This window comes from Stenotrophomonas sp. 17(2023), from assembly GCF_030345315.1.
GTDB lineage: Bacteria > Pseudomonadota > Gammaproteobacteria > Xanthomonadales > Xanthomonadaceae > Stenotrophomonas > Stenotrophomonas acidaminiphila.
In genome coordinates this window covers 3,364,061-3,377,651 of the sequence record NZ_CP128405.1, presented here as the reverse complement: position 1 = coordinate 3,377,651, position 13,591 = coordinate 3,364,061, and the positions used below count along the sequence as shown (strand labels likewise).

Genomic DNA, 13,591 nt, shown 5'->3' with positions numbered 1-13,591 from the left:
TGCAGGTCACCCGTCAACGGACCGCACGCGTGCCCTGCCACCCATGACCCATGGCGTATGCGGCTGGCCAGCACGCCCGGTTAGGATCGGCTTTCACATTCATTGCTCAAGGAAAGCGGGATGAACGCAGCAACTCCCCGGACCGCCCTTCTCGCCACCGCGCTGGGCCTCGCCCTGGGCGGGTTCGCCGGCATGCCACTGCCTGCCGCTGCCAAGGCCCCGGCCGCGGCCACCTCGGTGGACATTCCGTTCGAGGAATTCACCCTGCCCAACGGCCTGCGCGTGGTGGTGCACACCGACCGCAAGGCGCCGATCGTGGCGGTCAACATCTGGTACCACGTCGGTGCCAAGGACGAGCCGTCCGGGCGCACCGGCTTCGCCCACCTGTTCGAGCACCTGATGTTCCAGGGCAGCGAGAACCACAGCGGCGAGTTCTTCGAGCCGTTCAAGCAGGTCGGCGCCACCGACCAGAACGGCACTACCAACACCGACCGCACCAATTACTTCCAGAACGTGCCCACCACCGCGCTGGACATGGCGCTGTGGATGGAATCGGACCGCATGGGCCACCTGCTCGGTGCGATCGACCAGGCCGCGCTCGACGAACAGCGCGGCGTGGTGCAGAACGAGAAGCGCCAGGGCGAGAACCAGCCCTATGGCCAGGTGTGGGACAAGCTGACCCGCGCGCTGTACCCGGCCGGGCATCCGTACCACCACGGCGTGATCGGCTCGATGAACGACCTCAACGCCGCCTCGCTGGAAGACGTCAAGACCTGGTTCCGCACCTGGTACGGCCCGAACAACGCGGTGCTGGTGCTGGCCGGCGACATCGACGTGGCCACCGCCAAGGAAAAGGTCGCCCGCTACTTCGGCGACATCCCGGCCGGCCCGACCATGGCCCAGCCGAAGGTGGACGTCGCCCAGCGCGCCGCCTCCACCCGCGAGGTGATGACCGACAAGGTGCCGCAGGCGCGCATCTACCGTGCCTGGAACGTGGCCCAGGTCGGCACCACCGACATCGACCAGCTGCAGTTGTTCGCGCAGGTGCTGGGCGGTGCCAAGTCCTCGCGCCTGGACCAGCGGCTGCTGCACCAGGACAAGCTGGTGGACAACATCGGCACCATGGTCGGCCCGTCGCAGCTGGGTTCGAACTTCATCATCATGGCCACGGTCAAGCAGGGCGTGGACCCGGCCAAGGTCGAGGCGGTCATCGATGAAGAGCTGAAGCGGCTGGTGGCCGAAGGCCCCAGCGCGGAGGAGCTGGCACGCGCCAAGACCGCGTTCCGCGCCGGCTTCATCCGCGGCATCGAGCGCATCGGTGGCTTCGGCGGCAAGGCCGATGCGCTGGCCGAATGCGCCGTGTACGAGGGCGACCCGGGCTGCTTCCGCACCTCGCTGTCCAACATCCGCGACGCCAGCGTCGCCGACGTCAAGGCGGTCGGCGCCAAGTGGCTGGGCGTGGGCGACCACACCCTGGTGGTGGAGCCGGGCGAGCGCGTGGCGCTGGCCGAGCTGCCGTCCGGCAAGCCCGCGCCGTTCAACGTGCCGGCGGTCGACGCCAGGTACCGTGTGCTGCCCTCGCAGGTGGACCGCAGCGCCGGCGTGCCGCAGACCGCGACCTTCCCGGAGCTGAAGTTCCCGCAGCTGCAGCGCGCCACGCTGAAGAACGGCACGCGGGTGGTGCTGGCCGAACGCCATGACATCCCGGTGGTGCAGTTCAGCTACGAGTTCCAGGGCGGCTTCACCGCCGACCAGGGCCGCAAGCCGGGTACCGCCAACTTCACCATGGGCATGCTCGATGAGGGCGCAGGCAAGCTCGGCTCGCTGGCCTTCGCCGATGCCGCCGACGCGCTGGGCGCACGCATCGCCGCCGGCGCCTCGCTCGACGGCGCCAATGTCTACCTGTCGGCGCTGAAGGAGAACCTGGCGCCGTCGCTGGCGCTGTATGCCGACGCGCTGCGCGCGCCGCGCTTCGACCAGGGCGAGATCGACCGCATCAAGGCCACCTGGATCGCGGGCATCAAGCAGGAGAAGGTCAGCCCGAACGCGGTGGCGATGCGCGTGCTGCCGCCGCTGCTGTACGGCAAGGGCCACCCGTACGCGATCCCGTTCACCGGCAGCGGCGACGAGGCGGCGATCCAGGCGCTGGGCCGCGACGACCTGCTGTCCTTCCACAAGGACTGGGTGCGCCCGGAGAACGCGACCCTGATCGTGGTCGGCGACACCACGCTGAAGGAGATCGTGCCGCTGCTGGACCGCCAGCTCGGCGACTGGAAGGGCGAGGGCGCGGCACCCGCGGTGGGCGCGCCGTCGGCGGTCGCGCGCCCGGACAAGGCCCGCGTGTACCTGATCGACCAGCCCGGCGCGGTGCAGGCCAACCTGTTCGCCGGCCAGGTCGTGCCTTCCACCATGGACGCGGGGGCGACCCGCTTCGACATCGCCAATGGCGTGCTGGGCGGTGACTTCACCTCGCGCCTGAACATGAACCTGCGCGAGGACAAGCACTGGTCCTACGGTGCCCGTTCCAGCGCCAGCGGTGCGCTGGGGCAGCGGCCGTGGATGGCGGTGGCGCCGGTGCAGATCGACAAGACCAGCGACGCGATGAAGGAAATGCAGGCAGAGATCAGCCAGTTCGCCAGCGGCCAGCGGCCGCCGACGACGGACGAAGTCACCCGCATCCGCAACATCCAGACGCTGAGCCTGCCGGGCGCCTACGAGACCGCCTCGGCGGTGATGAACACCATCGGCGGCATCGTGCGCTACCAGCGCCCGGACGACTACGTGTTCAAGCGCAAGGCCGAGATCGAGGCGATGACCCCGGCCCAGGTGGCCGAAGCGGCCAGGACGCTGGACCCGGCCAGGCTGACCTGGGTGGTGGTGGGCGACCTCAAGCAGACCGAGGCGCCGGTGCGTGCGCTGGGCCTGGGCGAAGTGGTCGTGGTCGACAGCGACGGCAACCCGGTGCCGGCCGCCAAGTGATGTAGTACCGTCGCGGCCCGCTCCCCCGGGAGCGGGCCGCGGATCATCACCGATTCATCCACACCCGGCACAATCCGTTCCGATTCCAACAAGGACCTGTCCATGCGCGCTCTGATCCTTACCGCCCTGATTGCCAGCACGGCCGCCTGCACCTGGGTGCCGATCGAGAGCGGTGGCAAGGCGGTGCGCGTGCTGCCGGCCGGCCCGGTGGCGCCGGGCTGCGTGGCCAAGGGCGAGATCGTGGTCTCGGTCAAGAGCAAGGTCGGTTTCTACAACCGCAATCCGCTGCGGGTGCAGGAAGAACTGGAAACCCTGGCGCGCAACGAGGCGCCCAGTGCCGGCGCCAATGCCATCCAGGCCCTGGCCGCGCCGGCCGATGGCAGCCAGCGCTACAGCGCCTGGCAGTGCCGCTGACGCGCCGCGCGCGGAGCTGTGACGCTGGCGCCCGGGCGGGTGGGGTAACGCCGACACGCGGGCGCTGCCCACTGTAAAACGTGCCTGGCGCGGGGCATTCGGCCGCTGGCCTGCACGCCCGGTCCCCATACGCAACGGCCGCAAACCGTTAAAGATGCGTCAAACACGGGCAGCCGCTAGAATGGCGCCCCCTTCGCCTGAGTCCTGGCGCCTTCCGATGCCCTTCCAGAATGTCTCCATCGCGGGACTGGCGCATGTCGACGCGCCGCATACCCTGACCTCCAAGGAAATCAACGAGCGTCTGCAGCCGACGCTGGACCGTCTGGGCATCCGTGCGGACATGCTGGGCGATGTCGCCGGCATCCATGCGCGCCGCCTGTGGGACCCGGGTACGCAGGCGTCCGACGCGGCCACCATGGCCGGGCGCAAGGCCCTCGAGGACGCGGGCGTGTCGCCCGACCGCATCGGCCTGCTGGTCAACACCTCGGTCAGCCGCGATTACCTGGAGCCATCCACCGCCTCCATCGTCTCGGGCAACCTGGGCATCGGCGAGGACTGCGTCACCTTCGACATCGCCAACGCCTGCCTGGCCTTCATCAACGGCATGGACGTGGCCGCGCGCATGATCGAGCGCGGCGACATCGACTATGCGCTGATCGTCGACGGCGAAAGCTCCAACCTGGTCTATGAAAAGACCCTGGAGCGGATGAGCGCGCCGGACGTCACCGCGCAGCAGCTGCGCGACGAGTTCGCCGCACTGACCACCGGTTCGGGCGCCGCCGCCATGGTCCTGGCCCGCGCCGAGCTGGTGCCCGACGCGCCGCGCTACAAGGGCGGCGTGACCCGCGCGGCCAACCAGTGGAACAAGCTGTGCGTGGGCAACCTGGACCGCATGGTCACCGATACCCGCCTGCTGCTGATCGAAGGCATCAAGCTGGCCTCCAAGACCTTCGAGGCCACCCGCCAGGCGCTGGGCTGGGCGGTGGACGAGATCGACCAGTTCGTCATCCACCAGGTCAGCCAGCCGCATACCAACGCGTTCATCAAGGCGTTCGGCATCGACCCGAAGAAGGTGATGACCATCTTCGGCGAGCACGGCAACGTCGGCCCGGCCTCGGTGCCGATCGTACTGAGCAAGCTGCGCCAGCTGGGCAAGCTCAAGAAGGGCGACCGCGTGGCGCTGATGGGCATCGGCTCGGGCCTGAACTGCACCATGGCCGAGGTGGTCTGGTAAGCCAGCGGCTGCGCTGCCGCAATGGCCCGCCCGGCCGGTACGGGCGTGAACCCCTGAAACGCCCGCAAGCCGCACTTGCGGGCGTTTTGCGTGACAGCCCCGCCTCGCACGCCGCTGCCGATCAGGTGCCTGGCGGGGGCGGGGCTTGCCCCGCACGGTCTCTAGCGGGGCGGGAGCGCGTGGCGCGATCCCGGGACCTGTGCCCGGTCGCAGAGGCCGGGGGTGCATCCCCGGCCCGGTGTCCCGGGTTCGGGCTGGCCGTGGCTCCGTTGCCCGGCATCGCCGGGCTGGGCAGGCTGGGCAGGCTTGCCCGGCCGGCTCAGTTCAGCCCGCAGCATTTCTTGTATTTCTTCCCGCTGCCGCAGGGGCAGTCGTCGTTGCGGCCGGGTCCGGCGTCGCGGCGGATCGGCACGCGCGGGGTCAGGGCATCCACGCGGTGGTGGTTGAGGTCGGCCAGCATCGCCGGCAGCTCCATGCAGATATCCAGGCGTTCGCGATAGCTGACCCTGGCCGGCGGGGTGTCGGGGTTCTCCGGATCGATCCGTTCGCCGCTGGCCAGCTGGTCGAGCAGGTCGAAGATCTCCTCGATCCATGCGTGTTCGTCCAGCCACGTGTCCCACTCCGCTTCATGCAGCATGACCGCGGTGAAGAAGCCCATCGCCCAGTCCCGGCCGACATCGAGCTCGGACTCGTCCAGGGCTTCCTCGGCCTGCTCCGGGTCTTCCGGCAGCCACATCAGCGGGGCGAGGTGGTCGGGCAGGTCTTCGCCTTCGAACCGCGCACGCGCGGCGCACATGTTCCAGTGACCCATCAGCAGGTTCTGCACCTGGAGGGCTTCGTCCTCGTTGTTCCAGCGCGGCGGCTGGCCGCCCCAGACCTGCGGCTGCCATTGATCGGGCGGCGCAGGTACCGGCGCAACCACCAGCGCCGAGAGGAAGCCGTCCAGCGCTTCGAGGTTGAGGCCCTTGAACGGCACCGCGCGCTGCTCAAGCAGGCTGGACAGCCGTTCGATCTGGTTGTCGTCGAGGAAGGAGGGAGGCGTGGACATGGCGGCCGCTGGGTGGGGTGGGCGTGCATGGTAGTCGCTGCGGGGCCGGATCCCGCATCCGGGCGCGGGCAACGGACCGGACGGCCGCGACGTTCGGCTTCTGCATCGTCCGGCGCTGGCCAGCCCGGGAGTCGCGGCGTGCCGCCGGCTCAGCCGGCCAGCGCGTCCGCCACCCGCGCCCGCAGTACCGGCAGCAGGTCGCGCTCGAACCACGGGTTGCGGGCGAGCCACAGCCGGTTGCGCGGGCTGGGGTGGGGCAGCGGCAGCACGCCACGCTGCAGGTGCTGCCGCCACGCCTGCACGGTTTCGGTGAGCGTGCGCCCGCGCTGTTCGCCGAGCAGGCCGGCCTGCGCGTACTGGCCGATCGCCAGCGTCAGCCGCAGCCGTTCCAGTCGTGGCAGCAGCCGTGGATGCCAGGTGGGGGCGCATTCCGGGCGCGGCGGCAGGTCACCGTTGCGGCCGGTGCCCGGGAAGCAGAAGCCCATCGGCACGATGGCGACCCGGGCGGCGTCATGGAACACCGCACTGTCGATCCCCAGCCAGCCGCGCAGGCGTTCGCCGCTGGGGTCGTCGAAGGGGATGCCGGTCTCGTGCACCCGGCGCCCGGGCGCCTGGCTGACGATCAGCAGGCGCGCGCGCGGCGATGCCTGCAGCACCGGGCGGCAACCCAGCGGAAGCCGGCTCTCGCACAGGCGGCAGGCGCGGATGCGCGCCATCAGGGCATCGAAGGGTGCGTTCACGGTGGCTCGGTCTTCGGCCGCCCCATTGTGCCGCCATCGGCCGCAGGAGGGCCGGCCGGCGCATTGGCCTACAATGCGCGCCCTGTCCGCGATTGCGTGAAGCCGCCGATGCAGTTCCCCGGTTACCCCGCCACCCGCCACCGTTTCGATGTCCGCCCCGGCCTGTCGATGAACTACATCGACGAAGGCCCGCGCGACGGCGAGGTGGTCGTCATGCTGCACGGCAACCCGTCGTGGAGCTACCTGTGGCGGCACCTGGTCAACGGCCTGAGCGGCAGCTACCGCTGCATCGTGCCCGACCATATCGGCATGGGCCTGTCCGACAAGCCGGACGACAGCCGCTACGACTACACCCTGCAGTCGCGGGTGGACGACCTCACCGCGCTGCTCGACCACCTCGGCATCAGCGGCCCGGTGACGCTGGCCGTGCACGACTGGGGCGGCATGATCGGTTTTGGCTGGGCGCTGGCGCACCATGCCCAGGTCAAGCGGCTGGTCATCACCAACACCGCGGCCTTCCCGCTGCCTGCCGAGAAGCCGATGCCGTGGCAGATCGCCATGGGCCGGCACTGGAAGCCGGGCGAGTGGTTCATCCGCACCTTCAACGCGTTCTCGGCCGGTGCCTCGTGGCTGGGCGTGAGCCGGCGCATGCCGGCCGCGGTGCGCCGCGCCTACGTGGCGCCGTACGACAGCTGGGACAACCGCATCGCCACCATCCGCTTCATGCAGGACATCCCGCTGTCGCCGGCCGACAAGGCCTGGCCGCTGCTGGAGCGCGCCGCCGCGGCGCTGCCGTCCTTCGCCGACCGGCCCGCGTTCATCGCCTGGGGCCTGCGCGACATCTGCTTCGACCATCATTTCCTCGCCGGCTTCCGCAAGGCGTTGCCGCAGGCCGAGGTGATGGCCTTCGAGGACGCCAACCACTACGTGCTCGAAGACAAGCACGAAGTCATCGTGCCGGCGGTGCGGGCCTTCCTGGAGCGCAACCCGATCCGCTGATGCCGGGCCGAACGCGCGGGGACACGGCCATGGCCTGGCTCCGGTGAGACGTCCCCCTTGCGTCAAAGGGGCGCGCGCGGACAGGCACGGGCGACGTGCGCAGCGATACGCCGGGTGCCCGCGATCTGCCCGGCAAACCGTGGGGCGGCATGGCGCGGACCGCGCTTACGCCGCCACAGGCGTGTTCGGTGGCGAGGACGGGCTGTTGCCGCTGTCGTCCGGATGGTCGTCGTCGTTGTCGGCGCCATCGCGCCAGCGCCAGTCGGCCAGCGTCAGCGGCGCCATGCCATGGGCGATGCGCGCGCGGTCGCACTGCGAACTGGCCTTGCCGTACTCCCACGACGCGTCGACCTCGCGGCACACGCTGGGCCGGTTGGGATGGATGCTGCAGCGCGAATACACGCCGATCTCCGAATCCAGCGCCACGCAGCGGATCGGGTCCGAATAGGTGCCGCGCATGCACAGGCGGTGCGCATCCAGGCGTTCGGTCAGTTGGTGCGGCACACCACCGTCGGTGACCTCGTCCGACTCCATCCAGTGGAAGGCGACGCGGTACTGGGTGCAGCAGGCGCCGCAGGTGAGGCAGGGATGGAGCATGGCGGCCGGCCTTCGGGCGGCGGTGCGGGGGTGAGGGAGGCGGAAAATTTTCCACGCGCCCGGGCCGCGCGCAAGAATTTTCTTCAGCGGCGACAATAGGAAGATGAACGAACCGTGCAACATCGCCGCGCGCCTGCCGCAACTGGCGCGCGAACGGCCCGACCAGATCGCCATCCGCTGCCCCGGCCGGCCCGGCCCCGGCGGCATGGCCGCCTACGACGTCGCCCTGGACTACCGCAGCCTGGACACCCGCAGCGATGCCATCGCCGCCGGCCTGGCCGCCCATGGCATCGGCCGCGGCGTGCGTACGGTGGTGATGGTGCGCCCGGGCCCGGCGTTCTTCCTGCTGATGTTCGCCCTGTTCAAGATCGGCGCGGTGCCGGTGCTGGTCGACCCCGGCATCGACCGCCGCGCGCTGCGCCAGTGCCTGGACGAGGCGCAGCCGCAGGCGTTCGTCGGCATCGGCCTGGCGCACGTGGCGCGGCTGCTGCTGGGCTGGGCGAAATCGGCCACGCGGCTGGTCACGGTCGGCACCCGCTGGGGCTGGGGCGGCACCACCCTGGCCAGGATCGAGGCCGCCGGGGCCGGCGCCGGCAGCCAGCTGGCGGACACCGCGCCCGACGACGTCGCCGCGATCCTGTTCACCAGCGGCTCCACCGGCGTGCCCAAGGGCGTGGTCTACCGCCACCGCCACTTCCTCGGCCAGGTCGAGCTGCTGCGCAACGCCTTCGGCATCGAGGCCGGCGGCGTGGACCTGCCGACCTTCCCACCGTTCGCGTTGTTCGACCCGGCGCTGGGGCTGACCAGCGTGATTCCGGACATGGACCCGACCCGGCCGGGCAGCGCCGACCCGCGCCGGCTGCATGACGCCATCGCCCGCTTCGGCGTGACCCAGCTGTTCGGCTCGCCGGCGCTGATGCGGGTGCTGGCCGAGCACGGGCAGCCGCTGCCCACGGTGACCCGGGTGACCTCGGCCGGCGCGCCGGTACCGCCGCAGATCGTGGCGAAGATGCGCGGACTGCTGCCGGCGCACGCGCAGTTCTGGACGCCCTACGGCGCCACCGAATGCCTGCCGGTGGCGGTGATCGAAGGCCGCGAGCTGGAGGACACCCGCGAGGCGACCGAAGCCGGCGCCGGCACCTGCGTCGGCCGCGTGGTGGCGCCGAACGTGGTGCGCATCATCGCCATCGACGACGCGCCGATCCCGGACTGGGGCGACGTACGCGAACTGCCCGCCGGCCAGGTGGGCGAGATCACCGTCGCCGGCCCCACCACCACCGACAGCTATTACAACCGCCCGCAGGCCACCGCCGCGGCCAAGATCCGCGAGGTGCTGGCCGGTGGCGGCGAGCGCATCGTGCACCGCATGGGCGATGTCGGCTGGTTCGACGACCAGGGCCGGCTGTGGTTCTGCGGGCGCAAGACCCAGCGCGTGGAAACCGCCACCGGGCCGCTGTACACCGAACAGGCCGAGCCGGTGTTCAACACCGTGCCCGGCGTGCGCCGCACCGCGCTGGTCGGCGTCGGCGAGTTCGGCAGGCAGGTGCCGGTGCTGTGCTACGAACTGCTGCCCGGCACCGATGCGGCGGCGGTCGAGCCGCAGCTGCGCGCGCTGGCCGCGCGCCATCCGCACCTGGCCGGCATCGGCCACTACCTGCGCCACCCCGCCTTCCCTGTCGACATCCGCCACAACGCCAAGATCGGCCGCGAGAAACTCGCCGCCTGGGCCGCCACGCAACTGAAGGAGCACGCATGAAGATCCTGGTCACCGGCGGTGGCGGTTTCCTCGGCCAGGCGCTGTGCCGCGGGCTGGTCGAGCGGGGCCATGAGGTGCTCAGCTTCAACCGCGGCCATTACCCCGCGCTCGCTGCCTTGGGCGTGGGCCAGATCCGCGGCGACCTGGCCGATGCCAATGCGGTGCGCCATGCCGCCGCCGGCGTGGACGCGGTGTTCCACAACGCCGCCAAGGCCGGGGCCTGGGGCAGCTACGACAGTTATTTCCAGGCCAACGTGGTGGGCACCCGCAACGTGCTCGACGCCTGCCGCGCGCACGGCATCGGCCGGCTGGTGTACACCTCCACGCCCAGCGTGACCCACCGCGCCACCCATCCGGTGGAAGGACTGGGCGCGGACGAGGTGCCCTATGGCGAGGATTTCCAGGCGCCGTATGCGGCCACCAAGGCCATCGCGGAACAGGAAGTGCTGGCCGCCAACGGCCCGGAGCTGGCGACCGTGGCGCTGCGCCCGCGGCTGATCTGGGGCCCGGGCGACAACCAGCTGGTGCCGCGCCTGGCCGAGCGCGCCCGCGCCGGGCGCCTGCGCCTGGTCGGCGACGGCCTGAACAAGGTCGACACCACCTACATCGACAACGCCGCGCAGGCGCACTTCGACGCCTTCGACCACCTGGTGGCGGGCGCGGCCTGCGCCGGCAAGGCCTATTTCATTTCCAACGGCGAGCCGTTGCCGATGCGCGACCTGCTCAACCGGCTGCTCGCGGCCATGGGCGCACCGGCGGTGGAGAAGTCGATCTCGTTCAAAGCGGCCTACCGCATCGGTGCGGTCTGCGAAACGCTGTGGCCGCTGCTGCGCCTGCGCGGCGAACCGCCGATGACGCGCTTCCTCGCCGAGCAGCTGTGCACGCCGCACTGGTATTCGATGGAACCGGCACGGCGCGACTTCGGCTATGTGCCACGGGTGTCGATCGAGGAGGGCCTGCGCCGGCTGCGCGACAGCGTACGGGCGGCCGGCTGAGGCGCGCCGGCGCCCATCATCTGGCGATCACGTCCCCGTCACCGTACCGCCACCGCGGTTTGCAGAGGATGGTGCCCGGGTTCTCACACAAGGGAGATGCTGATGCTCCACTACGCCGTCGTGTTCTTCGTCATCGCCATCATCGCCGCGCTGCTGGGCTTCTCCGGCATTGCCGGTGCCGCCAGCAACATCGCCTGGATCCTGTTCGTGGTGTTCCTGATCCTGGCGGTGATCTCGCTGTTCCGCAGGAAGGGATGACCGCCGCAGGCGCAAGGCAATGGCCCCCGCTCAAGGCGTGGGGCCTGTTTTCCCCGGCATGGCGCGGCCGATGACCGGCAGGCCGGCAAGGCACAGGGCCGCGAACACGCCGCCGGCCCAGAAGGTCGCCGAGGGGCCCCAGACATCCCACAGCGCGCCGGCGATGAGGCTGGCCGCGAGCAGGGCGATGCCGCTGACCAGGTTGAACATGCCATAGGCGGTGCCGCGCAGGTCGGGCGGCGCGGTGTTGGCGACCATCACCGACAACAGCCCCTGGGTCATGCCCATGTGGATGCCCCACACCGCGACGCCGGCGATCACCATGCCCCAGTGCCGCGCCGTGGCCAGCAGCACGTCGGACACGATGAGCACGGCCAGGCCCGCGCCCAGCAGATGGATATGGCTCAGGCGGTCGGACAGCTTGCCGAACGGATAGGCGCTGGCGGCGTAGACCAGGTTCATCGCCACCATCACCAGCGGCACCAGCGCCACCGCGATGCCGGCCTGCTGCGCGCGCAGTACCAGGAAGGCTTCGCTGAAGCGTGCCAGGGTGAAGACCGCGCCCAGCGCCACCACCCACCAGTACGTCCTGTCCAGCCGGCGTAGATTGTCGCGCCGGATCGGATTGCCGGGGCGCCCCGCTTTGCCCGGAGCCGGTTCGCGCACGCCCAGCAGCAGTACCAGCACGGCCAGGACCCCGGGAATCACCGCCACCCAGAACACCGCGCGGAAATCATTGGCCCACGCCAGCATCAGCGCGACGGCCAGCAACGGCCCGACGAAGGCGCCGACGGTGTCGAGCGATTGCCGCAGTCCGAAGGCGGCGCCGCGGATCGCGGCCGGGGTGATGTCGGCGATCAGGGCGTCGCGCGGCGCGCCGCGGATGCCCTTGCCCACCCGGTCGGTGAGGCGCGCGGCCACGATGAGCCCGGCGCCGGGGGCGAGCGCGAACAGCGGTTTGCTGAAGGCGCCCAGCGCGTAGCCCAGCAGCGCCAGTCCCTTGCGCCGGCCCAGCCAGTCGCTGAGCATGCCCGAGAACACCTTGACGACCAGTGCGGTGGCCTCGGCCAGCCCTTCTATCAGGCCGACCGCCAACGCGGTCAGGCCCAGCGTGCCGACCATGAACATCGGCAGCAGGCTGTGGATCATCTCCGAGGAGATGTCGGTGAGCAGGCTGACCAGGCCCAGCGCCCAGACCATGGCCGGGATGCGCGGCAATGGGCGTGGGGGCCGGGCAGCCATGCGTGCAACTGCTCCCGGTCAGGTCCGCGGCGCGCGATGACGGGCGACGCGGGCGGCCATCATCAGGCGCCGGTGATCGAGCTGCGCAGCGCCTTGTCGGCGGCGTGGCGCTCCAGCGCCAGTTCCACCAGGCGGGTGATCAGCGCCGTGTAGTCCAGGCCGCTGGCGCCCCACAGCTTGGGATACATGCTGATGCGGGTGAAGCCGGGCAGGGTGTTGATCTCGTTGATGACCACCTCGCCGGCCGGGGTCAGGAACACGTCCACCCGGGCCATGCCGGCGCAGTCCAGCGCCTGGTAGGCGCGGATGGCGATGCCGCGGATGCGCTCCTGCGCCTCGGCCGGGATGTCGGCCGGGATCACCGTCTCGGCGCCGTTGGCGCTGATGTACTTGGTGTCGTAGGCGTAGAAGTCGTCGTGCACCACCACCTCGCCGCAGACGCTGGCCTCGGGGTGGTCGTTGCCCAGCACCGCGCACTCGATCTCGCGGCCGACGATGGCCGATTCCACCAGCACCTTGTGGTCGAAGGACAGCGCCAGCGCCATCGCCCGGGCGAACTCGCCGGCATCGCGCACCTTGCTCACGCCCACCGACGAGCCCTGGTTGGCCGGCTTGACGAACAGCGGCGTGCCCAGCTGCGCGACCAGTGCCGCGTAGTCGGCGCTGGCCGCGGTGGCGCGGCTGAAGCACACGAACGGCGCCACCGGCAGGCCGGCATCGCGCAGCAGGCGCTTGGCCACGTCCTTGTCCATCGCCACCGCCGAGCCGAGCACCCCGGAGCCGACGAACGGCAGGTTGGCCATGCGCAGCAGGCCCTGCAGCGAACCATCCTCGCCCAGCGTGCCGTGCACGATCGGGAACACCACGTCGATCTGCGCCAGCGCCGTGGCCGGGTCGCTGGGCACCAGCTGCGCCTGTTCGCGGCCGGGCAGCACCGCCAGCGCGTTGCCGGAGCGGTTCAACGCGATCTTCGCCGGGTCGCCGGGGTTGAGCAGGAACTGCTGCGGATCGCTCAGGTGCCAGTGGCCCTGTTTGTCGATGCCGATCAGGCTGACGTCGAAGCGCTCCTTGTCCAGCGCGTCGAGGATGTTCTTCGCCGACTGCAGCGAGACCTCGTGTTCGGCCGAACGACCGCCGAAGATGATGCCGACCCGGGTCTTGCCCATTGCCTGTAGCTCCTGCGCTTGCATTGATGCGCATAGCATGGGGGGAAAGCCGGCAATGGGGAACAGGCAGGCGCCGGCGCCGGTTTGCCGGGCGTCAGCCGCGGCCGTTGCGGCGCCCGCGCCCGCGGCAATGCCGTTGCCGGTTCCGCGCTTCGGTAGAATG

At 70.6% G+C, this 13,591-nt stretch carries 12 protein-coding genes; 7 read left to right on the top strand and 5 right to left on the bottom strand.

Going from position 1 to position 13,591, the window contains the following annotated elements:
* Positions 1 to 120: 120 nt before the first annotated feature.
* From QQA12_RS15280 to QQA12_RS15270, 3 genes are all read left to right on the top strand, one after another.
* The gene (locus QQA12_RS15280) at positions 121 to 2,979 is read left to right on the top strand and encodes a pitrilysin family protein (RefSeq protein ID WP_226049761.1); all 2,859 of its coding nucleotides are present in this window, start codon (positions 121 to 123) and stop codon (positions 2,977 to 2,979) included.
* A gap of 102 nt (positions 2,980 to 3,081) precedes the next feature.
* On the top strand, positions 3,082 to 3,393 hold the full coding sequence (locus QQA12_RS15275; protein ID WP_054668222.1) for a DUF4156 domain-containing protein: 312 nt from the start codon (positions 3,082 to 3,084) through the stop codon (positions 3,391 to 3,393).
* Between the two features lie 217 nt (positions 3,394 to 3,610).
* Positions 3,611 to 4,627 carry a 3-oxoacyl-ACP synthase III gene (locus QQA12_RS15270; RefSeq protein ID WP_054668221.1) on the top strand — a complete coding sequence of 339 codons (1,017 nt, stop codon included), beginning with the start codon at positions 3,611 to 3,613 and terminating at the stop codon, positions 4,625 to 4,627.
* 319 nt (positions 4,628 to 4,946) lie between these two features.
* Here the strand turns inward: QQA12_RS15270 and QQA12_RS15265 are convergent, their stop codons facing one another.
* Entirely contained in the window at positions 4,947 to 5,675 is a 729-nt protein-coding gene (locus QQA12_RS15265; protein WP_226049760.1) for a UPF0149 family protein, read from the bottom strand.
* 149 nt (positions 5,676 to 5,824) lie between these two features.
* Positions 5,825 to 6,391, bottom strand: coding sequence for a uracil-DNA glycosylase family protein (locus QQA12_RS15260; protein WP_054668818.1), 567 nt, complete (start codon positions 6,389 to 6,391; stop codon positions 5,825 to 5,827).
* A 132-nt stretch (positions 6,392 to 6,523) separates the two neighbouring features.
* Between QQA12_RS15260 and QQA12_RS15255 the strand changes: the two genes are divergently transcribed.
* Positions 6,524 to 7,414, top strand: coding sequence for an alpha/beta fold hydrolase (locus QQA12_RS15255; protein WP_226049759.1), 891 nt, complete (start codon positions 6,524 to 6,526; stop codon positions 7,412 to 7,414).
* Positions 7,415 to 7,579: 165 nt separating this feature from the next.
* Here QQA12_RS15255 and QQA12_RS15250 read toward each other — a convergent pair whose 3' ends face one another.
* A complete protein-coding gene (locus QQA12_RS15250; protein ID WP_054668215.1) occupies positions 7,580 to 8,011 on the bottom strand; it encodes a YkgJ family cysteine cluster protein in 432 nt (143 codons plus the stop codon).
* Positions 8,012 to 8,114: 103 nt separating this feature from the next.
* Between QQA12_RS15250 and oleC the strand changes: the two genes are divergently transcribed.
* The 3 genes from oleC to QQA12_RS15235 all read left to right on the top strand — a co-directional run bounded on the left by oleC (position 8,115) and on the right by QQA12_RS15235 (position 11,020).
* A complete protein-coding gene (oleC, locus tag QQA12_RS15245) occupies positions 8,115 to 9,767 on the top strand; it encodes an olefin beta-lactone synthetase (protein ID WP_226049758.1) in 1,653 nt (550 codons plus the stop codon).
* Positions 9,764 to 10,762: a 2-alkyl-3-oxoalkanoate reductase gene (gene oleD, locus QQA12_RS15240; RefSeq protein WP_226049757.1), complete on the top strand. Its 999-nt coding sequence runs from the start codon at positions 9,764 to 9,766 to the stop codon at positions 10,760 to 10,762. The genes oleC and oleD overlap by 4 nt, the downstream gene beginning before the upstream one ends.
* A gap of 102 nt (positions 10,763 to 10,864) precedes the next feature.
* A complete protein-coding gene (locus QQA12_RS15235; RefSeq protein WP_082394334.1) occupies positions 10,865 to 11,020 on the top strand; it encodes a DUF1328 domain-containing protein in 156 nt (51 codons plus the stop codon).
* Between the two features lie 30 nt (positions 11,021 to 11,050).
* On the opposite strand, the gene QQA12_RS15230 is transcribed toward QQA12_RS15235, so the two are convergent.
* Both QQA12_RS15230 and ddlA read right to left on the bottom strand, forming a co-directional pair.
* The gene (locus tag QQA12_RS15230) at positions 11,051 to 12,262 is read right to left on the bottom strand and encodes an MFS transporter (protein WP_226049756.1); all 1,212 of its coding nucleotides are present in this window, start codon (positions 12,260 to 12,262) and stop codon (positions 11,051 to 11,053) included.
* A 62-nt stretch (positions 12,263 to 12,324) separates the two neighbouring features.
* On the bottom strand, positions 12,325 to 13,428 hold the full coding sequence (gene ddlA / locus QQA12_RS15225) for a D-alanine--D-alanine ligase (protein WP_054668209.1): 1,104 nt from the start codon (positions 13,426 to 13,428) through the stop codon (positions 12,325 to 12,327).
* Positions 13,429 to 13,591: the final 163 nt, after the last annotated feature.

Bases quoted from the DNA above. Each gene is read 5' to 3' on its own strand.
- oleC (WP_226049758.1), top strand. From the start codon at position 8,115: ATGAACGAACCGTGCAACATCGCCGCGCGCCTGCCGCAACTGGCGCGC.
- ddlA (WP_054668209.1), bottom strand. From the start codon at position 13,428: ATGGGCAAGACCCGGGTCGGCATCATCTTCGGCGGTCGTTCGGCCGAA.
- QQA12_RS15230 (WP_226049756.1), bottom strand. From the start codon at position 12,262: ATGGCTGCCCGGCCCCCACGCCCATTGCCGCGCATCCCGGCCATGGTC.
- QQA12_RS15235 (WP_082394334.1), top strand. From the start codon at position 10,865: ATGCTCCACTACGCCGTCGTGTTCTTCGTCATCGCCATCATCGCCGCG.
- QQA12_RS15280 (WP_226049761.1), top strand. From the start codon at position 121: ATGAACGCAGCAACTCCCCGGACCGCCCTTCTCGCCACCGCGCTGGGC.
- QQA12_RS15260 (WP_054668818.1), bottom strand. From the start codon at position 6,391: ATGGCGCGCATCCGCGCCTGCCGCCTGTGCGAGAGCCGGCTTCCGCTG.
- QQA12_RS15255 (WP_226049759.1), top strand. From the start codon at position 6,524: ATGCAGTTCCCCGGTTACCCCGCCACCCGCCACCGTTTCGATGTCCGC.
- QQA12_RS15270 (WP_054668221.1), top strand. From the start codon at position 3,611: ATGCCCTTCCAGAATGTCTCCATCGCGGGACTGGCGCATGTCGACGCG.
- QQA12_RS15250 (WP_054668215.1), bottom strand. From the start codon at position 8,011: ATGCTCCATCCCTGCCTCACCTGCGGCGCCTGCTGCACCCAGTACCGC.
- QQA12_RS15275 (WP_054668222.1), top strand. From the start codon at position 3,082: ATGCGCGCTCTGATCCTTACCGCCCTGATTGCCAGCACGGCCGCCTGC.
- oleD (WP_226049757.1), top strand. From the start codon at position 9,764: ATGAAGATCCTGGTCACCGGCGGTGGCGGTTTCCTCGGCCAGGCGCTG.
- QQA12_RS15265 (WP_226049760.1), bottom strand. From the start codon at position 5,675: ATGTCCACGCCTCCCTCCTTCCTCGACGACAACCAGATCGAACGGCTG.